The organism is Phaeodactylibacter xiamenensis (genome assembly GCF_965229835.1).
GTDB classification, from domain to species: domain Bacteria; phylum Bacteroidota; class Bacteroidia; order Chitinophagales; family Saprospiraceae; genus Phaeodactylibacter; species Phaeodactylibacter xiamenensis.
The window spans coordinates 5,332,857-5,351,830 of record NZ_OZ245931.1 but is presented as its reverse complement, the minus strand read 5'-3'; the positions used below and the strand labels follow the sequence as shown (position 1 = coordinate 5,351,830).

Genomic DNA, 18,974 nt, shown 5'->3' with positions numbered 1-18,974 from the left:
CGAACAAAAAATTCAAAACTATGACTGCTATTATCGCATTCCTTTTCGCTATTGGAGTTATTACAAGTACTCAGGAGGCCACGCCGGAGCTCATACAGGAGTATGAGCAGGAATATCAGGAGAGCATCGTTGTAATCGAGGACCTCGACGAGATCTAATCTTCACAGCGTTATATCCTGAAAATTAAACTATTAAAGTAATTCACCAGGCTGATTTACCTGAATCTGCTATGTCTTTTTTTTGAAAAAGTGTTACAAAGATTCTGCCCTGCCTGCTTTACTTTTGCTGATGTTCATAGTAAGTGAACTGTAGAGCTCGGAGTAAATGTGTACCTGGAAACGGAAGAACTGCAAAAAGCAGACGTGATTCCCCTTTATTTCGTTCCTTATATCTTCCAAATCCAGGGCTCACATTTCTCTTTTCTCTCTAACATGAAAAGCCCTTTCGCATTTGATTTGCGAAAGGGCTCTTTCTTTTGAGTCTTGTCTCTAAACAAACTCCCCGGAGTACTTCACAGAAAATCCGGCGGGCGGTTACTCCTTAATTTAGAATCCGCCTTCTTCCTTTTTGACACCTGCAGGCGGGTCCATCTCCACATCATCTGGCTGCGCCACCCGGAATTCCACACGGCGGTTCATGTAGCTGTTGCCGCTTGGTACCAGCAGCTCAGACTCGCCCTTCCACTGAACGACAAAGCGGCCACGGCCAATGCCATGGTTGGCCACCATATGATCAACAACTGCTTTGGCACGAAGGTAAGACAGCTCATCATTATAGGATTCCGGTGCAGATGCATCCGCAAAGCCGGTCACCACAATTCTCAGCTGAGGATTGCCTTTCATCATACGGGCGATGGAAGCCAGCGTTCCGTAGTCTGCATATTTAATGCGGTCACTATCGGTGCCAAAGTGGATCATTGGCAGAAACCATTCGGTCATTTGACCACCACCGGCTCCACCGGACTCATTCTGCCGCAGCTGGTAATTTTGCAGCTCTTCTGAAATGATTTCCCGGACACGGTCTTCGCTCACGCCACCGCCAGGCACAGAAGTAGGATTGACCACCACGCCTTCCTCGTTCACCCGCTCACCCGGGCGTGGAGGGAAGTAAGGCTCCCGGTCTTTGTAGTCGGCCACGCCATCGCGGTCGCTATCAAGCGTGCGGCCCTTAGTATCTACGGGTACATCAGGTGGGGTGTTTGGCTCCTGGTCAATAGCGTCAATTACACCATCACCATCAGAATCCTGAAGGGCAGCGCCCTGGTTTTTCTTGATGTTATCCAGCTCGTTCATCACGTTTTCCATTGGGTTTACCCAATACAGCGGAGGAGAGGCTTTGGTCGCATTGCCAATATTGAAATTAAGCCGGACACTAGTGTAGTTGAGCATGTCCCGGGAAAGGGTGCGGTTTCCACCTCCCTGAATGGTCTGACCATCAATATTGTCGCCCAGGGAGCCCATTGGGAAAAAGATCTGATGCTCCAGGCCAATATTCATCCGGTCACTGATACGGAAAGCTATACCGGCACCGGTAGCTACATGAGGGGCAATGGAAAAAGCAGGGTCTGTCAGGTCACCACTGCGCTGATCTACATTCACTCTGGGCTTGAAGGCAGCACCACCTACGCCAACCAGGGCGTAGAGATTGGTCTTACGGGTAGACCGGTTCCAGCGAAGGTTATTGGCTGAGATAATACCAAAAGCCGTACCGGAAATATAGGTGGTTTCGTGCTCGAAGAAATCGTCATCAACCGGATCACCTTCTTCTCCACGGGCTGAGCCGTAAAAGCCATCGAAGCGGACCGAGAAAACGTAGTCCAGTGATTTTCTAACGTGGAAACCCACGCCATAACTGGGCTGATGAGGCACATCGCCACCTACAAAGAAGTAGCCACCGTGCAAACCAAATTCAATCATGTCTTTCGGGGTACCGTAATCGGCACCAGATTCTTCTTCTTCCTGAGCATGGAGGACGGCAACTCCAATGAAGAATAAAAGAGTCAGCAGAAGGGTACTTCTCTTTGTCATAGTCATAGGGATTAATGTTAATTTAAGATGAGATAACAGAAAAGGCTTGATAGGCTATGCCTGCCAAACCTTTAACGTTGCCGCCATTTGGGGGGCAATTGTACATCTTTTTCTTTTCGTTTAATTACTTAAATCGGTAAAATGATCGCGATCTGCCGGCAGCATATGATGCCCTAAGTGCATGCGCACAACTGCCGTACAGAAAGATTAAGACGCAAAGTTACTGCATAATTCTACGCAGTCCAAACCATTGGGTTGCATCTACTCATATAAATTCGATCTAAAAATAGCAATAATTTTGGTTTCCTGTACTATTCACTAATTGTGTGTGTATAACAAATTGCACAAAACACAAAGGCAACCCACTGCATTTAAGCCCTATGGCTGCTGGGGTAGAGCTTCCCGCTCTGCTCCAGCTTATCCAGGAGAGGCAAACGGCAAATGCTGGCAAGCTATTCAAAAAGTGCAATTTGTTATGCACACCTAATTGTTCGCCTCTATTTTGAAGGCCTCACCACCCGGGAAAACAAGATCAAACGGCAACCGGCTCCGGTAAAGCCATCAGGTGCTGCAGTGCATCGCTTAAAGCATTGGAAGCAATACGGTTACTATTGTCCGGGTATTGTTCTTTCAGCCGCTCCAGTGCACCACGAATCGTAGCCGACACATCACTAAAGATGGCTTCATCCGTCATTTCTGCCTCTGCCTTCATGAAGTAGGCAAACACCCGGGCCATGCCACAGTTGGCGATAAAGTCGGGAATCAGGCTGAGTTGCTGATCCGTCCAGACCGCTGTTGGGCCAAAAAATACGCCATCATCGACAAAGGGTACGTTGGCACCACAGGAGATGACCTCTGCACCGCCTTCAACCAGCTGCTCTACCTGCTCGCGGGTGACCAGCTTCGAGGCTGCTCCCGGAATAAAGATGTCAGCACCCAGGGACCAAATCTTTTCATTGACTTCTTCAAATGGCAATAATTCGTCCGCAACGAGTTTATTCCCCTGCTTGCGGACAAAGAGCTCCTTTACTTCTTCCATGCCCAAACCTTCCCGGCTAATCACGCCGCCCTCCCGGTCGATAATGCCAAGGATGCGCGCGCCTGAAAGCGAAAGGTAGCTTGCTGCTGCTGAAGCGACGTTGCCCCAGCCCTGAATAATGGCGGTTTTGCCTTCCAGGGAAGTACCGTGGTAGATCTCATAAAAATGGCGGACCGACTCTGCGACCCCAAAACCGGTAATCAAATCCGCAACGGCATACTTATGCCCATCGGGCACGAAACGGGGATCCTCTACAATTTTTGCGCAGCCGTAGCGCAGCTGTCCGATAATTTTCACCTTATCGCCACGGGTGGAGTTGAGATGGCCATTCACAATACCTTCCTGCGGATGCCATAGCCCTAGGCGCTCGGTAATGGGGATGACGTCTTTAAGCTCATCCACATTGAGGTCGCCACCGGTGCCGTAGTACGTTTTCAGAATAGGAAGTGCAGCCGCGTACCAACGTTGCAGTACCTCATTGCGGCGGGGATCGGAAGGGTCGAAATTGATACCGGACTTGGCGCCGCCAATCGCCGGGCCACATACCGAAAACTTTACCTCCATGACCTTAGCCAGAGAAATGACTTCCTCTTTGGTCAGCCCTTTTCGCATCCGTGTGCCACCGCCGGCAGCACCATTACGAAGGGAGTTGATGACAATCCAGCCTTCGGCTTCCGTCTCGGCGTCTTTCCATTCAAAGACAATCTCAGGCTGCTTGGCTTTATACTGTTCGAGTAGATTTTGCATGAGCTTTGGTTTTCCTGGTTAACAAGGCCCTGCAAAAGTACAAAATAGTTCGTACACTAACTATCTTGCATGGGTGCGTTTTCGCCATTCCAGATAGCCCAGCGCCAGGAGGCATAGCAAAGCGGAAGCCAGGAAAACTTCCGCAAAATTAGCAGGCGTATTATCATATACCCAGGCAGAATAGAGCGCGCCTCCCCCAATGCCCACCTCCAGAGCGATATAGGCGGTGGCCATTGCCCGGCCACGGTAACGGCTGTCACTTCGGTCTACCACCCAGGCAAATGCAGTCGGGCCAAGTACTCCGGTACAAAATCCGAGGGCTCCAGCCCCCACCATCAGCATCAGGGGGCTATTGGCGTACCCCAAAAGCACTAAAGCGCCGGCAGTAAGGATGAGGGACAGCTGCAAAACAGGCTCCCGCCCGAACCGGTCGGAGGAACGCCCGGCAATCAGGCGGGACAGCAGCCCCATCGCGGTGAAACTGGTAAAAAACAGCCCTTTGTTGGCCATACCCAGATAATCTGCCTGATCGGGCACAACGGTAAGCAATACTCCAAAACAGGCGTAGGACAAACCAATAATGATCGCTGGCGGCACCGCAGTAGGCTCAAGGAAATCCTTCCATCCCACCCTTAGCAGCCCTGGCCGGAAAGCCTGCCGCTCAGGCAGCGTCTCCTTCATCCCCATCAGAATCAGAATGGAAAGCAACGCTAATCCGGAGGACACGTAAAACATCAGGTCTATGGAGTAGGCCAGCACCAGCCAGCTGCCTACCGGCGGAAAGATAGAGGAGCCCAGGTTCATGCTCACTCCCAGTATGCCCATTGCTTCGCCCCGGCGGTATGGGGGCGCAATATCAGCTACGAAAGCGGAAGAAGCCGTAGGTTTAAACCCGGTGGAAAAGCCATGAAAAAACCGTAGCCAAAGAAACCCGGCTACCCCGGAAACCAGGGGGTAAAGCAAACTGCAAACTACACACACCATGGAGCCAAAGACCATGACTGGCACCCGCCCCACTGTATCGGTCAGCCGGCCGCTGAAGGGGCGGGACAACCCCGCCATAAGTGTAAAGAGCGCGATAATCAGCCCTTTGTAATCTTCACCGCCCATGCTTTCGAGGTACGCAGGCAGCTCCGGGATAATCATGTTGAAACTTCCCGCAAACAAGGCATGGCTCAGGCATAACAGCCAGAATTGGGTCGTATAGAGTGGCTCCTTTTCCGTATGCATGCGCAAATATAGAAACCACACCCTATCTTTACCCGCCGTACAGACAAAACCTATGCCTTCTTATGCTTCACAACTGGCTACAACCACTTAAACCGCTGGCTTCTTCTTTTCCTGATGATTGCCTGGGCAGTACTATTCAGCGGTACGAACGGACTTTCCCGGCTCTGGCCAAGGGCTCTGTTGCGATCCTCGGCCTGGGCGCCGAACAAGCCGATGTGGTCCGGCAAAGCCTGTATGCCCTCAAAAGCCCCTTTGAAGGTTTGCCTATCGCGGATCTGGGCAATGCCCGCAAACAGGAAAGCATTTTTCTTATCCCGCTTATTAAGGAATTGCTGGAAAGCGAAGTGATGCCCATTCTCATCGGCAGCCATCCGGCGCAGGCACTGGCACAATATAAAGCCTATCAGGAACTGCAGTACCTCATCAATCTGGTGGTGGTAGATGAGAAGGTGCCTTACCACACTACTGTACGTGATACCGGCACTTTTTACCTTCAGGAAATTATCGATAGCCCGCGCTCCAGCCTTTTCCACCTGAGCTTTATTGGCGGGCAGGCCCATTACCTTTCTCCGGCCACGCTAACGGCACTACAGAAGCGGTACTTTGACTATGTCCGGCTGGGCAAAGCCCGTTCAGAATTGCCGGAGCTCGAGCCGATCATCCGGGACGGGGACCTGCTGAGCTTCAACCTCTCTGCCATCAAGGGTATGGAGGCCCTGGGGCAGGAACGCCCCTCCCCTAACGGCTTCAGCAGTGACGAAGCCTGCCAGATTGCCCGCTATGCCGGCATGAGCGACAAGCTGAAATCCTTTGGCATTTATGGCTTTGAGCCACAAATGGATTTCATGGAGCAGACCGCCCAGCTCATGGCTCAAATGATTTGGTACTTCATTGATGGGTACCTCCACCGAAAGGGGGACTTCCCGTCAACGATGGAGGGCCTGGCGGAGTATATCGTGGAATTCAAAGACCACGACTACCAAATCACTTTCTGGCGGAGCGAGCGCAGCAACCGGTGGTGGATGCAGGTACCTGTAAAAACGCACCATCAGCTGCAAAGGCACCGCCTCGTACCTTGTTCCTATAACGACTATCTGGAAGCTTGTCAGGGCAAACTGCCCGAACGCCTGCTTCAGGCGCTGGAACGCTTTAACTAAGCAAGCCCTCCAGCTTGTTGCTCCGCGAGCCTTTGATCATGATGTGCACGCCCTGATAATCCTGCTGCTCAAACCAGGTCCGTAAGGCTTGTACATCAGGGAAGTGCGGCAAACCAGCTGCCTTTGCCGGTGCCTCAAATGCCTTGCCAACCAAAAGAACAGACGCCATGGGCTGCTCCAAAGCAAGCTCTACTATTGCGGCGTGTTCCTGCTCGCTATCTGCCCCCAGTTCCAGCATTTCCCCCATAATTGCGATGCGCTGCGACGCTTCCATCTGAGCAAAGGCCAGCAGGGCATTGCGCATACTTGTCGGATTCGCGTTATAGGCATCCATGAAGTAAGTGTTCCCGCCTTTTTCAAAAATCTGCGTCCGCATATTTTCAGGGAGGTAAGCCTCTACCGCTGCCTTTATCTTTTGCCCCGGCACCCCAAAGTGCATCCCCAGGGCTGCAGCAGTCATTATATTGTTGAAATTATACCGCCCGATGAGCTTACTACCGGATTCCACCCTGCTGCCGGAGACCGGATCCCGAAAAGCGAAGGACAAAAAGGGCTGTTCTCCTGTTAATTCCACCGGGAGATACCCCTCAGCATCCCATGCACCGCTTCCGTAATTGACCTGCCGCTTACAGGGGGAAGCCAGGTCCTGCAAAAATCGCTCGTCCTGATTGATGAAAACCAGCCCCTCCCGCTCGGCCAGAAAGCGGTACAGTTCTGACTTGCCTTTTTTTACGCCTTCTATGCCACCGAAGCCCTCCAGGTGCGCCTTCCCGATATTGGTGATCAGCCCGTGAGAAGGTTCTGCAATCCGGCTTAGCTCATCAATCTCACCCTGATGGTTAGCCCCCATTTCGATTACAGCAAACTCCGTATCCCGGGGCATCGCCAGCAGAGTCAGAGGCACACCGATGTGGTTATTGAAATTGCCCTGCGTGAAGTGCAGCTGATACTTTTGGCTGAGCACCGCCGCTACCAGCTCTTTTGTAGTGGTCTTCCCGTTGCTCCCGGTAATGCCCAGCACCGGGATATCAAACTGCCGCCGGTGGTGCCGGCCCAATCCCTGAAGGGCCTTCAGGGTGTCTTCCACGAGCAGGTAGCGCTCTCCATCCACTACGGCAGGATCATCAACCACCGCGTAGGACGCCCCTTTTTCCAAAGCCTGAGCGGCGTACTGATTCCCATCAAAGCGATCGCCTTTCAAGGCAATGAAGAGATCGCCGGTATTGATTTTCCGGGAGTCCGTGGTCACGCTCCCGCATGCAACAAAAATCTGATAAATTTCCTCGATTGACTTCATGGTAGTTTGAACGTATTAAAAAAAGCCTTCATCCCGGCTCGGACCGGAATGAAGGCTTTCAGTATACTTCACTGATACTTAGTCGATACAAGCATCAGCAAGTTGGTTAATATCTTCTGCTGCCGCGCTTGCGCTTGGTGTTGAATTGGTGCCCTCCAACATCATCATTGCCGCTCGGTGAGCCGGTACGGGTCATCGCACACCGGAAACCAATGGTACGCGAGGATTTGTTCTGATCCAGGTAACGACGTGCACCCGGAGACAACCAGAATGCACGGTCTGCCCATGACCCGCCTTTATAAACACGGGTCTCATCACTGACTAACGTATGCTCACCCGTGGCGTAATAAGCCTGTGACTGCTTATCGCCGTCCAGGTAGTTGTATACTTTACCCGTTTTGTAGTTGTCGCGGGTAGCAGCTTCTTCGTCCGTCACATAGCGATAGCGTAAACGGCCGAGGCTGTCTTTCTCCACCGGGCGGCCATCTTCATCCAGCTCCATTTGCTGGAACTCGCCACCACGGTAGGCATTCAGGTCGTGGTTCTCCGTATCAGACAGCGTAGCGCTTGTCAGTGGGCGGTAGAGGTCCAGCACCCATTCATTGACGTTGCCTGCCATATTGTACAGGCCAAAGTCATTAGGCATGAAAGAACGGACCGGCGCGGTGATATGCGCATCGTCATTCAGGTTACCGGCCATACCCATGTAGTCACCTTTTCCACGCTTGAAGTTAGCCAGGATTTCACCCTGATACTTGTCGCGCTTCTGGTAGCGAACGGTATTTCCATCCCATGGATAGAAACGGCGGTCAGAGATCCGCTCGTCCTTCTCCGAGGTTTGATTGCCCTGCAGGGCAAGCGCTGCGTATTCCCACTCTGCCTCTGTGGGCAGGCGGTAGTCCGGCATCACGATACCATCCTCGAAACGTACCGGGCGCTCTCCGCCGGTGCGCAAATCTTTCAGGTTCTTACGGACATCCCCCTGATACTGACCAACGAGGTAAGACTCCGTTACGAAGTTGTCTTCGTCTTTTTGCTCCGTGTTGAGGTTGAGGATACCTTTTTCAACCAGGATCATTTCGTTCACCCGGTCGGTACGCCACTTACAGTATTCGGTGGCCTGTACCCAGCTCACACCTACCACGGGATAATTGTCATATGATGGGTGACGCAGATAGGTTTCTACGAAAGGCTCGTTAAAAGCCAGTTCTTCGCGCCAAACCAGGGTATCCGGCAGGGCATTGCGGTAAACCTCCGGGTAAGACTCCCCAAAGACACGGTCAATCCAATAGAGGTATTCCCGGTAATCGGTATTGGATACCTCCGTTTCGTCCATATAGAAAGAGGAGACGGTAACCCGGCGTGGGATGTTGTTCCAATCGTAAGTTACGTCTTGCTCAGTGAGGCCCATTGTAAAGGTACCCCCTTCGATCAGCACGAGGTTAGGCCCTGCGACCTGCCCATCGTAATCGAGTTTTTCATAGCCTCCCCATTTAGTGTCGTTGTACTTCCAGCCTGTTGTGGCAGAGCGTTCCCCACCGCCACAGGAGCTGAGCACGAGCGCTGCACCAAAAAGAAATGCGCTAAACTTCAGCAGATTTTTCATTAGTAGAAAATTTGTTTTTGAGAATCGACCAACAAATACATTTAATATCAAAAACAGCTTTTTCAAAAGCCATTATTTGAGCATGAAGTGGCAGGCACTCAGGATTGGAGCGTAGTACATTACTATTATCCGACCACCACATTTTCCTTTGAGGGCGGGAAATTAGCAATTTATGATGGCATAGGGAAATGAACGCTGCAAATTAACGCCATTTACATGCCGATACACCAAATCCGGCGCTGCCGTAAGCCGAAAATTTTTAAATAGTGGCGAGCCACTGTTTTCCTTCGCGCCCAACCAGCCGGGGCTAGTTGAACATTTTAAAGCAATTGTTATAGCGGGACGTTTTGCGCCGCCGCTGAGCTTCCTTGCTGTCCTCAAAATTAATCGTGAGGGAAAGCTCGTGGGTCCCTCCGGTATTGCCTAACGTCAGGCTGTTGAGCGTGAGGTCAAAGCTGTAACCGAAGCGGAAGACGCCGTAACGGACGCCAAAAAGGGCGATCGCTGCATCGGCATTATTAATGGTGTGCCGGTACCAGGCACCTCCAAAAAAACTTCCGACCCCAAAATACGCACCTCCGTTGATTTGTGCAAACTCTCCTTGCCTTACTGCAAGGAAGTTCGGAGATACAAACGCACTATTGCGGCTATTATTGCCTGCAATCAGGGGGATTTGCCAGCCACCATGCAGCGTAATACGCAACGGCAGCCCCGCTCCCAGGTTCTCATTAATATCAAGAAGGCTTTCGTCCGGGCTGTTCAGGTGTTTCAGGGACAAACCCGCGTAAGCATTTTCGCTGTTGAACAGCAGCCCTGCTCCGATATCAACTGCGGTATTATTGAGGTTGACCGGGCGCTGTTCCTCGGTGGGGGTAGGCACGCCGCCCCCGCCGGAAGCGCCCGTGATGGGGTCAAGCTGATCCAGAAAAATGAGCTGATCCCAATCGAGGCTCGACTGAATCATCCCGGCTTCCACACCTATGCGGACAGCGGATGTACGGTTAATTTTTATGCGGTAGCTGTACACCCCATGAAAGCGAGTAGTATTGTAGATGCCATTGCCTGCATCATCGCCAAGAACAACAATCCCGAAACCGCTGTTCAAATCCTCCAGCGACTGCTCGTAAGCTACGGAATAGGTTTCGTACCCGCCTTCGTAGTCCGCCCACTGATTGCGGTAATTTACGGTAATACGGGGCGCAAAAGTCGTACCTGCAAATGCCGGATTAACCTGCATAGGGGCAGCAAAAAACTGACTGAACACCGGGTCCTGTGCATCGAGTGCAGTTGCCGTCAGTACTGAACAAAAAAGTATGGTGAGTAGTCTTCCCATTAGGCTGTTTATTGGTCAATTGGTTCCCGCAACAGGAGAAATCATGCGGAGGCGACATTTCCGTATCTCTTAACGAGCAATACACGCTAACCTTCGCCGTTTTTCTGACAAACCTTCTAATTTTACAAAAGGCTCAGGCAACATACCAAATTTTTCGAAACTGGTTCGGCATGAGACTGTTAATTTTAAGGCTTAGCTAATTGCTTGACAAAAGAACTGCCCAACTTTTCAAAGAAGTATACTATGAAAATTTTTAACACCTTGTGTTTATTCCTGATCCTGGCAGCACCCCTCCGGGCACAGCTCCCTATGGAAATCTCTCAAGAACTGGACTGGACATCCGAGCCACAGCGCGTTCTGGCCGATGGCCGGGTAGCGCATTACTGGGCTTTTGATGGAGCCATTCAGGGTGATGATGTCCTGCCGATCTTTTACCAGCGTTTCAAGGTGGAAGGACAGGGACAGATCCGGGTGGAAGTGCTGGATGCCTCCTATACTTCCTTTAGTTGGGAAAAAGCGCCCCTGGCTGCGGAAAACCTGGGCGAACAGCTGAACTTTGAAACCCGGGTCAACCGCCACCGGGAGGGGTATTACGGCAGCCTGAGCTTCGTGCCCATCATTAAAAGCGGTAGCCGTTACGAGCGGCTCAGCAGCTTTAAATTGCGCATCAGTTTCCGGCCGGACCCGGGCAGCAACCTCGCTTTCCGCGGGCCCAACAATACCGAGACCTCCAAACTGAGCGATGGCGATATTTACAAAATTGCCGTTACGGAAACGGGCATGCATAAGCTGACCTACACCTTCCTCAGGGATGAGCTGGGCATGGACATTGACAATATCGACCCGGCCCGGATTCAACTACTGGGCATACCGGGCGGGCAATTGCCTTATTACTCTGAAGCCCCGAGAACAGATGACCTGGCAGAATTGCCCATCTGGGTATCAGGAGGCAGCGACGGCAGTTTTGATAATGGGGATTATCTGGTATTCTATGGCCAGGGAGCCAGCATATGGGCTTACGATGAGGCCGAACGGAAGTTCTTCTGGCAACAGAACCCCTATGATAGGGCCAATTACTACTTTATAAAGGTAGGCAGCAACAACGGGCAGCGCATTACAGAGCAATCTTCACTGAGCAATACGGCCTACACCACTTCCACTTACAACAACCGCAGCGTCTTTGAGCCCGAAGAAATCAACATCTTTCACGAGTGGTCCAAGACACAGGGTGCTGGCAAGGCATGGTTTGGCGACCACTTTAAAGTAGCCCGGGAATATACTTACCCGGACCTGTTCCAGTTTGACAACCTCGTACAAACCGAGCCCGTCTATGTGGATGCCCGGCTTGCCTTGCGTGCCCGGATCCGCTCTTCCTTCCTAATGGATGTGGCAGGTCAAACCCTGGAAAGCAACCTGGCAGATTCCACCCCAGCCATTAACACCTCCTCTGACAACACGTCTCAGTATGCCCGCTACGCCAGAATATCGGATTCTATTTTTGTGAACACCAATAGCAGCGACGTCACCTTGCGTTACCCCTTCCCACAGGGCAACGGTGATAACAGTGAAGGATGGGTCGATTGGGTACAATTTAATGTACGGTGCAATTTGATCTACAGCTTTACCGGCGCTCAAACGGCATTCCGCGACATCGAAACCCTGAATTATCCTTCCTCCACTTTTGAGCTGCAGAATGCCAGTGAGAACCTGCAGGTGTGGGACGTAACGGCACCTTTGCAGCCGCGGGCGCAACAGTACAGCCTCTCCGGCAACATCCTGCGCTTTGGTGTGGAAACCGGCAGCTTACGCGAGTTCGTGGCTTTTGACCCTGCTGGCACTCTGTTCGTGCCCGAAGCGATTGGAGAAGTACCGAATCAGAACGTACATGGAATTACCGATGCGGATTTGGTTATTATTTACCACCCGGATTTTGAGGCGGGAGCCTTGCGCCTGGCTGAACACCGGGCAGATTTTAACAACATCTCCATAGAGCTGGTCACGCCGGAACAAATTTTCAATGAATTCGGCGGAGGCCGGGCAGAACCTACAGCGATCCGAGACTTTTGCCGCATGCTTTACGACCGCTCCGATAAGTTCAAATACCTGCTCCTGGTAGGAGATGCCTCCTTTGACAACCGGGATATTTATGAGCTGGGCGGCAACTTTGTGCCCTCCTATCAGGATGACAGCCTGCACCCGGTTTTTGCTTACCCTACGGATGACCTCTACGCGGTGCTTTATGGCAGCAGCTCCAATGACCCGCTGCGGGGCGACCTGAATATTTCGGTCGGCCGGCTACCCGTAAAATCCAATCAGGAACTGGAAGGCATCGTCGACAAAATTGTACACTACGACGAAAGTGCAAGTACCCTTGGAGACTGGCGAAATCAGCTGGTTTTTGTAGCCGATGACGGAGATACGAATACGCATCAACGGGACGCAGATGACGTCGCAGAAGCGGTTCAGGCTCAGGCACCGTTCATGAACCTCGAAAAAATTTATCTGGATGCATTCCCCGAAGAGTCTACGCCCGGTGGAGAGCGCTACCCACTGGCTACCGAACAGCTCAACCGGTCTGTCTTCAAAGGTGCATTTGCCGTGACCTACCTGGGTCATGGTGGCCCCAAAGGCTGGGCACAGGAGCGGGTGCTTAATATTTCAGACATCCTCGGCTGGGACAATAAAAACAACATGCCCATCTTCATCACTGCTACCTGTACCTTTACTGGATTTGACGACCCCTCCTTCGTTTCTGCAGGAGAAGAAGTGCTGCTCAACCCGCGGGGAGGAGCGCCAGCTTTAATGACTACCGTACGCCCTGTTTTCACAGGGGGAAATAAGCGCCTGACGGCCAATGCGATGGAATATATCCTGTCAAAGTCGGAGGAAGGGCTGCCCTACACGGTGGGAGAAGCTTATCTGCTCGGAAAAAACCAAACAGACGATACAGATAACACCCGAAAGTTCACCCTCATCGGCGACCCGTCAATGCCTTTGGCGCTGCCCAGGTACAACGTAGCCACTACATCCGTCAATGGCGTGCCGCTCAACCCACAGGATTCTTTGCGAAGCGATACCCTGCGGGCACTGCAAAAAGTAACGATTGCAGGAGTCGTACTGGATAATAACGGGAATGTGGATACCGACTTCAACGGCATCGTCTACCCCACCCTGTTCGACAAAGCGCAAATCGTCAGCACTCTGGGGCAGGGCGAGAATAGCGTATTCAATTACCGTATTCAGAATAATGTGATTTTCCGGGGCCGGGCGTCGGTCGCTAACGGGCAGTTTGAATTCACCTTTGTAGTGCCTAAAGATATCAACTACGAACTGGGCAGCGGCAAAATCAGCTACTATGCAGCCGATGAAAGCCGGATGCTCGATGCCGCCGGGTCTTACGAAGCCATTCAGATCGGCGGGACCGACCCTAATGCCATAGCCGACGATATGGGGCCACAGGTGGAAGTCTATATGAACACAGAAGACTTTGTATTTGGCAGCGTGGTAGACCCCAAACCGACCCTGCTGGTGAAGCTTAGCGATGATAACGGCATCAACGTGGTAGGCAACAGTATCGGGCACGATCTGGAAGGCGTGCTGAATGAAGACACCCAAAATGCACTGCTTCTCAACGACTTTTACGAGTCGGAGCTCGATGACTACACCAGGGGGACCGTTCGCTACCCGATGAATGAACTGCCGGAGGGCCGTCACCGCATTGAGGTCAAAGCCTGGGATGTGGCCAATAATTCCGCGACGGGCTATACGGAATTTGTCGTCGCCGGATCAGGAGAGGTCGCCCTGCAGCATGTACTCAACTACCCCAACCCGTTTACCGACCGCACCTGCTTTCAGTTTGACCACAACCTGGCCAATCAGGAAGTCGACGTGCTGATTCAAATCTATACCGTTGCCGGCCGCCTGGTCAAAACCCTGCAGCAAACGATGGTCACCGATGGTGCCCTGCGGCAGGACGACTGCATTGAGTGGGATGGCCGGGACGACTTCGGCGATCAGCTGGCCCGGGGCGTTTACTTGTACAAGGTAAAGGTAAGGGCACTTGGCACCGGCTTGCAGGCACGCACCGGCGAGAGCGAGTTCGAGAAGCTCGTAATTTTGAAGTAATTTGCAATATGTTAATTTTTTTAACTCCTGTAATGCAACCTTTGGTATACCGTTTGTAGTATGTATTTCAGTGAGACCCGATCCTCCCATGATAAGGTCTTGTCAGAAACACCCCCTACTAGTCTACAAACTTGTATATTTGCAACATCAATTGGAAAAACCGTGAGCGTCTCATGAAAAATTTACTCTTTAAACAACTCCTTCTGCCCGTAGCGGCCCTGTTTATTTTCGTTGGGCAAGCGGACGCACAGTGCTACGAAGAAGAAGGCAGGTTCTACAACCTTGACGGTACACCTTGTACGAATACCGTTGTTTCTGCTGTCCCGTTCCTGCGTATCGTAGCGGATGCCCGCTCGGGCGCGATGGGCGATGCAGGGATTGCCATATCTCCGGATGCCAACGCCATCCACTTTAATGCATCCAAGCTGGTCTTTGCCGAAGAAACCTTCGCGATGTCAGCAACTTATACGCCCTGGCTGCAAAACCTGGGGCTGAATGATGTCTACCTTGCTTATCTGACCGGCTTTTATAAGCTGGATGATTTGCAGACGCTCGGCTTTGGGCTGCGTTATTTCTCCCTGGGCAGCATTCAGTTTACGGACCAAAATGGCGAGCCCCTGGCAATCGGCCAACCGAACGAATTTGAAGTTTCTGCTGCTTATGCCCGTAAACTGACAGACAACTTCTCTGCCTCCCTTACGGGTAAGTTCATCTACTCCAACCTTGCTGCCGGTCAGCAGGTGGAAGGTGGCGAAACCATTGAGCCTGGCGTTGCCGGGGCTGCTGACGTAGCCTTTACCTACCGCACAGATATTGACACCGACCGCGGTGATTCAGAGCTTATGGTAGGGTTGGCATTGACCAATATCGGGTCGCGTATTACTTACACCAACTCTGTTGTGCGGGACTTTCTACCTGCCAACTTTGGCCTGGGCGCCGCTTACACGATGGAGCTGGACGAGTACAACAAACTGACGCTGACTGCCGATGTCAATAAACTGATGGTTCCTACCCCTTGTCAGGGAGATGGTTGTGATGAAACCGGCGAAATCGGTATCGATGATTACCGGGAGCAATCTTCCATCAGTGGTATTTTCTCTTCCTTCAGCGATGCGCCGGAAGGATTACGGGAAGAGCTCACGGAGCTGATGTACTCCTTCGGTGTTGAGTATTGGTATGATAATCAGTTTGCCGTTCGTGCAGGTTATTTCAATGAACACCTTCAGAAAGGTGGACGCAAGTACCTGACGGTAGGGTTGGGCCTGAAGTACAATATTTTTGGCCTGAACTTTTCTTACCTCGTACCGACCACCAATCAGCGGAACCCGTTGGACAATACCCTGCGGTTCTCTCTGCTGTTTGACTTTGGTTCAATGGGCGAACTCGAATAAGCAGCAAGGCTAACAAGAAAAACAAAGCCCGGCACTTCACATGGAGTACCGGGCTTTTTGTTTTTGCTGCAGGCCTGTAAGCCGGATTCTGTATCCCGGTTGTACCGGGACCTCTGTCATTTATCTAGCCCTGCCCTCACGAGCAGGGTCGAGCTGCCTACCCCTCCCGAATCACCGGAGTGAGCTGAGCGAGCAACTCAGCCGGGCGTATGCCCGATCGGGATGTACGTGACATTTCAACCCACGAGGTTTACCCCTCCGCTTTGTTGCCAAAGCAGAGCGTGCGCTCTTACCGCACGTTTTCACCCTTGCCCTCCGAAGCCTCGGCGAAGGCGGGCTTGCCCACCTGCCAACAGCTACGGTATAGGCGGTATAGCTTTCTGTGGCACTTTCTGTCCCCGGCGTAAGCCGAAGCCCACCCGTTAGGTGGCGTGGCGCTCTACGTTGTCCGGACTTTCCTCACCTGCCGGGCGTACCCGGCAACCGCGACAGAGCAGCCGGCAGCAGCGGGCAATGTACAACTTTTTCCTTAATGCTATGCCTTCCAGGGCGACAGCAGGTCTGCGATCTTGCGGTCATTGCTCAAACGGGGGACTTTGTTCTGCCCGCCCAGCTTGCCCTGCGTTTTCATATAATTTCGAAAGGCATCCTTTTGCATGACCTGAATTTTGAGTGCCCGAAGGATATTCCCATCGATCAGGTCCTGGTAATAGATATTCTGTTGCACCATTTCCCGGTCCAGATCGGCAGCAAACTGCTCCACGTCATCCGGGGCTTCCTGAAACTCCACGAACCACTCATGGTAAGGGGTACCACCCTCAGGCGGGCTCACCTGCGGAGCCACGGTGTATTCTACCACCCGCACCTGATGCCGGGCCGCTGCAGCATTCATGGCTTCTTCCACTTCCTTGCCGATAACGTGTTCGCCAAAAGCCGAGATATAATGCTTCACCCGGCCAGAAACCACAAGACGGTAAGGGTCTTTGGAAACAAACTGCACGGTGTCGCCGATATTATAGCCCCAAAGCCCGGCATTATTATTAATGATGAGTACGTAGTTCACGCCTACTTCTACCTCATCCAGCCAAAGGCGGCGCGGATGGTCGCTATGGATGTCCTCCAACGGGATAAATTCAAAGAAAATACCGGAGTCAGCATTGAGCAAAAGCCCGGGCTCCGTTTGCGAATCCTGGAAAGCGATGAACCCTTCGGATGCCGGATAGGTCTCCACACTGTCTATGCGCTCACCCACCAGGTTCTCCAGGGCTGCACGGTAAGGCTCAAAATTGACGCCACCGTAAACAAACATGGAGTAATTGGGGAATACCTCCTTCACAGTGCGCTTGCCCGTGCGCTCCAGCAGGCGCTCGTAGTACATCTGCACCCATGGCGGAATACCGCTGATGAGGCGCATGTCTGCCTGCATGGTTTCGTCTATAATCCGCTCCAGTTTTTCTTCCCACTCCTCTATGCAGTTGGTCTTGTAGCCCGGCAGCTGATTGGTGCGCAGCCAACCAGGCACTTCATGGTTGACGATGCCGGAAAGCCGACCGGTAGGAATGCCCCCCACCTCTTCCAGCTCCGGGCTGCCGGACAGAAAAATCATTTTGCCATCCAGAAAGCGACCATTGCCGGTGCGGGCATAGTAGTTGAACAGGGCATTGCGGGCAGACCCGAAGTGGTTGGGCATGCTGTCTTTGGTCAGCGGAATGTACTTGACGCCGGAAGTCGTGCCGGAGGTTTTGGCAAAATACTTGGGCAAGCCCGGCCAGAGCACGTCCTTTTCCCCCTGCTTAATGCGTTCCACGTAAGGCTTTAAAGCCTCGTAGTCCCGTACCGGCACCTGATCACGGAAAGCCTCATAAGGCATTCCCGCCTTCAGCTGATGGTCGCGCCCAAAACGCGTATGCTGCCCCTTGGCGAGCAGTTGATGACAGACCTTGCGCTGAGCGCCTACAGCATCCGCAGACCAGCGGTCGATATCGCGGGCAATTTTTTTTGCAAATGGTTTGAGAAGGAAGGACTTAAACCCCATACGTATCAGAATTTCCTGCAAAGGTAGTACAAATCAGAAAGGGCACAGCCTGTGCCGCACCCTTTCAAGATATAACTATGCGAATTTTTCTTACTCTCTTAAATCCTCAACGTAGTAGTCAGGATAATCAGCTTTATTGAAGGCAAAGTGCCCGGCGGGGAAGCGCTTGTTCGGGACAAGGCTGTCCAGGCTGAGTTTATAGCGGGACCCATCCCGGCCAAAAGCCGTCACGCTGACTACATCCTTGCTTGCTTTGCTGACGTTCATGCGCAGCTTGGTATACTCCGCATTGCGGTCCATAGGCTTAAACTCAATCTGCTGAACGACCTGCCCGGCTTCCCGGGCTTCACCGGTAATGAAGTAGGCAAAATCGCCATGATCATAGAAATTGAGCAGGGACTCCGGCGAAAGGACCATGCCCCCCATCTCCGCCTCATCAGGCATATTGTTGATTTGAACCTCCTTATTGTGGTCGAAAATCATCCACAGCGTTTCCCCATCGGAAATGACGGTCTGACTCGCCATGCTCATACGGAATTTATCGCCCTGCTTGGCAATTTTCCCTTTTTGGGATTCGGTAGGCTCCTCCGGGAACGTGATATCAAGTGTAAAATCGGCTCCCAGGGATTCCAGGCTCTCGAAGCGCTGCCGGATTTCATCCAGAATGGCTTTGGCGCGCGGGTCAGAATCTTCGGCACTGCTTACTGTATTGTCCTGGGCGAAAGCCGGCAGGAGATAAGCCAGGAATGCGGCGGAAAAGAGCAATTTCTTCATGTATGTATGTCTTGTGGTTTGTCCTTAAACGGGCAAATTACGCCGTTTATTGACCGCCTAACAAGACCATTGGGGTTAAAGTTTTTTTAAAGGTGCCCCCGCCGGTGGTGAGTAGCCGGCGCGAGCAATGTGCTGTTGCTCCTTCCCGCATGCAGTTTTTTCTTTTCTGCAACCTTTTGCCCTGTGCCGCGTTTAGGACTATGCCCATCAATC

General features: G+C 52.2%; 12 protein-coding genes and 1 other RNA gene. 4 read left to right on the top strand and 9 right to left on the bottom strand.

All coding sequences use genetic code 11. From position 1 onward, the window contains the following. Window positions 1-20 precede the first annotated feature (20 nt). On the top strand, window positions 21-158 hold the full coding sequence (locus tag ACO08I_RS20340; RefSeq protein ID WP_282781159.1) for a hypothetical protein: 138 nt from the start codon (window positions 21-23) through the stop codon (window positions 156-158). A gap of 387 nt (window positions 159-545) precedes the next feature. Here the strand turns inward: ACO08I_RS20340 and ACO08I_RS20335 are convergent, their stop codons facing one another. From ACO08I_RS20335 to ACO08I_RS20325, 3 genes are all read right to left on the bottom strand, one after another. Continuing rightward, window positions 546-2,027, bottom strand: a complete 1,482-nt coding sequence (locus ACO08I_RS20335; protein ID WP_421946916.1) for an OmpA family protein — start codon at window positions 2,025-2,027, stop codon at window positions 546-548. Window positions 2,028-2,559: 532 nt separating this feature from the next. Further along, window positions 2,560-3,813 (bottom strand): Glu/Leu/Phe/Val dehydrogenase dimerization domain-containing protein, encoded by a 1,254-nt coding sequence (locus ACO08I_RS20330; RefSeq protein WP_044216716.1) that lies wholly within the window; start codon window positions 3,811-3,813, stop codon window positions 2,560-2,562. A gap of 60 nt (window positions 3,814-3,873) precedes the next feature. Continuing rightward, on the bottom strand, window positions 3,874-5,043 hold the full coding sequence (locus ACO08I_RS20325; RefSeq protein ID WP_421946915.1) for an MFS transporter: 1,170 nt from the start codon (window positions 5,041-5,043) through the stop codon (window positions 3,874-3,876). A gap of 62 nt (window positions 5,044-5,105) precedes the next feature. Here ACO08I_RS20325 and ACO08I_RS20320 point away from each other — a divergent pair, with 62 nt between their 5' ends. Next, on the top strand, window positions 5,106-6,200 hold the full coding sequence (locus ACO08I_RS20320; RefSeq protein ID WP_044216720.1) for a hypothetical protein: 1,095 nt from the start codon (window positions 5,106-5,108) through the stop codon (window positions 6,198-6,200). Here the strand turns inward: ACO08I_RS20320 and ACO08I_RS20315 are convergent. From ACO08I_RS20315 to ACO08I_RS20305, 3 genes are all read right to left on the bottom strand, one after another. Then, the gene (locus ACO08I_RS20315; protein WP_282781151.1) at window positions 6,193-7,497 is read right to left on the bottom strand and encodes a UDP-N-acetylmuramoyl-tripeptide--D-alanyl-D-alanine ligase; all 1,305 of its coding nucleotides are present in this window, start codon (window positions 7,495-7,497) and stop codon (window positions 6,193-6,195) included. The genes ACO08I_RS20320 and ACO08I_RS20315 overlap by 8 nt on opposite strands. A gap of 106 nt (window positions 7,498-7,603) precedes the next feature. Further along, window positions 7,604-9,103 (bottom strand): SUMF1/EgtB/PvdO family nonheme iron enzyme, encoded by a 1,500-nt coding sequence (locus tag ACO08I_RS20310; RefSeq protein ID WP_044216724.1) that lies wholly within the window; start codon window positions 9,101-9,103, stop codon window positions 7,604-7,606. A gap of 307 nt (window positions 9,104-9,410) precedes the next feature. Beyond that, window positions 9,411-10,436: a PorP/SprF family type IX secretion system membrane protein gene (locus ACO08I_RS20305; protein WP_282781148.1), complete on the bottom strand. Its 1,026-nt coding sequence runs from the start codon at window positions 10,434-10,436 to the stop codon at window positions 9,411-9,413. 243 nt (window positions 10,437-10,679) lie between these two features. On the opposite strand from ACO08I_RS20305, the gene porU reads away from it, so the two are divergent. Then, window positions 10,680-14,561 carry a type IX secretion system sortase PorU gene (gene porU / locus ACO08I_RS20300; protein ID WP_421946914.1) on the top strand — a complete coding sequence of 1,294 codons (3,882 nt, stop codon included), beginning with the start codon at window positions 10,680-10,682 and terminating at the stop codon, window positions 14,559-14,561. Between the two features lie 173 nt (window positions 14,562-14,734). Further along, window positions 14,735-15,952 (top strand): type IX secretion system outer membrane channel protein PorV, encoded by a 1,218-nt coding sequence (gene porV, locus ACO08I_RS20295; protein ID WP_044216728.1) that lies wholly within the window; start codon window positions 14,735-14,737, stop codon window positions 15,950-15,952. Between the two features lie 61 nt (window positions 15,953-16,013). Here porV and rnpB read toward each other — a convergent pair. The 3 genes from rnpB to ACO08I_RS20280 all read right to left on the bottom strand — a co-directional run bounded on the left by rnpB (window position 16,014) and on the right by ACO08I_RS20280 (window position 18,761). Continuing rightward, an RNA gene (gene rnpB / locus ACO08I_RS20290) (RNase P RNA component class A) lies at window positions 16,014-16,457 on the bottom strand. A gap of 30 nt (window positions 16,458-16,487) precedes the next feature. Beyond that, window positions 16,488-17,987 carry a GH3 auxin-responsive promoter family protein gene (locus tag ACO08I_RS20285; protein WP_421946913.1) on the bottom strand — a complete coding sequence of 500 codons (1,500 nt, stop codon included), beginning with the start codon at window positions 17,985-17,987 and terminating at the stop codon, window positions 16,488-16,490. A gap of 90 nt (window positions 17,988-18,077) precedes the next feature. Beyond that, on the bottom strand, window positions 18,078-18,761 hold the full coding sequence (locus ACO08I_RS20280) for a LolA family protein (RefSeq protein ID WP_282774637.1): 684 nt from the start codon (window positions 18,759-18,761) through the stop codon (window positions 18,078-18,080). Between the last annotated feature and the right edge of the window lie 213 nt (window positions 18,762-18,974).

What these genes read in the sequence shown, in the direction of transcription:
- ACO08I_RS20340 (WP_282781159.1), top strand. Translation starts at nt 21, where the DNA reads ATGACTGCTATTATCGCATTCCTTTTCGCTATTGGAGTTATTACAAGT.
- ACO08I_RS20330 (WP_044216716.1), bottom strand. Translation starts at nt 3,813, where the DNA reads ATGCAAAATCTACTCGAACAGTATAAAGCCAAGCAGCCTGAGATTGTC.
- ACO08I_RS20310 (WP_044216724.1), bottom strand. Translation starts at nt 9,103, where the DNA reads ATGAAAAATCTGCTGAAGTTTAGCGCATTTCTTTTTGGTGCAGCGCTC.
- porV (WP_044216728.1), top strand. Translation starts at nt 14,735, where the DNA reads ATGAAAAATTTACTCTTTAAACAACTCCTTCTGCCCGTAGCGGCCCTG.
- ACO08I_RS20285 (WP_421946913.1), bottom strand. Translation starts at nt 17,987, where the DNA reads ATGGGGTTTAAGTCCTTCCTTCTCAAACCATTTGCAAAAAAAATTGCC.
- ACO08I_RS20325 (WP_421946915.1), bottom strand. Translation starts at nt 5,043, where the DNA reads ATGCATACGGAAAAGGAGCCACTCTATACGACCCAATTCTGGCTGTTA.
- porU (WP_421946914.1), top strand. Translation starts at nt 10,680, where the DNA reads ATGAAAATTTTTAACACCTTGTGTTTATTCCTGATCCTGGCAGCACCC.
- ACO08I_RS20305 (WP_282781148.1), bottom strand. Translation starts at nt 10,436, where the DNA reads ATGGGAAGACTACTCACCATACTTTTTTGTTCAGTACTGACGGCAACT.
- ACO08I_RS20280 (WP_282774637.1), bottom strand. Translation starts at nt 18,761, where the DNA reads ATGAAGAAATTGCTCTTTTCCGCCGCATTCCTGGCTTATCTCCTGCCG.
- ACO08I_RS20315 (WP_282781151.1), bottom strand. Translation starts at nt 7,497, where the DNA reads ATGAAGTCAATCGAGGAAATTTATCAGATTTTTGTTGCATGCGGGAGC.
- ACO08I_RS20335 (WP_421946916.1), bottom strand. Translation starts at nt 2,027, where the DNA reads ATGACAAAGAGAAGTACCCTTCTGCTGACTCTTTTATTCTTCATTGGA.
- ACO08I_RS20320 (WP_044216720.1), top strand. Translation starts at nt 5,106, where the DNA reads ATGCTTCACAACTGGCTACAACCACTTAAACCGCTGGCTTCTTCTTTT.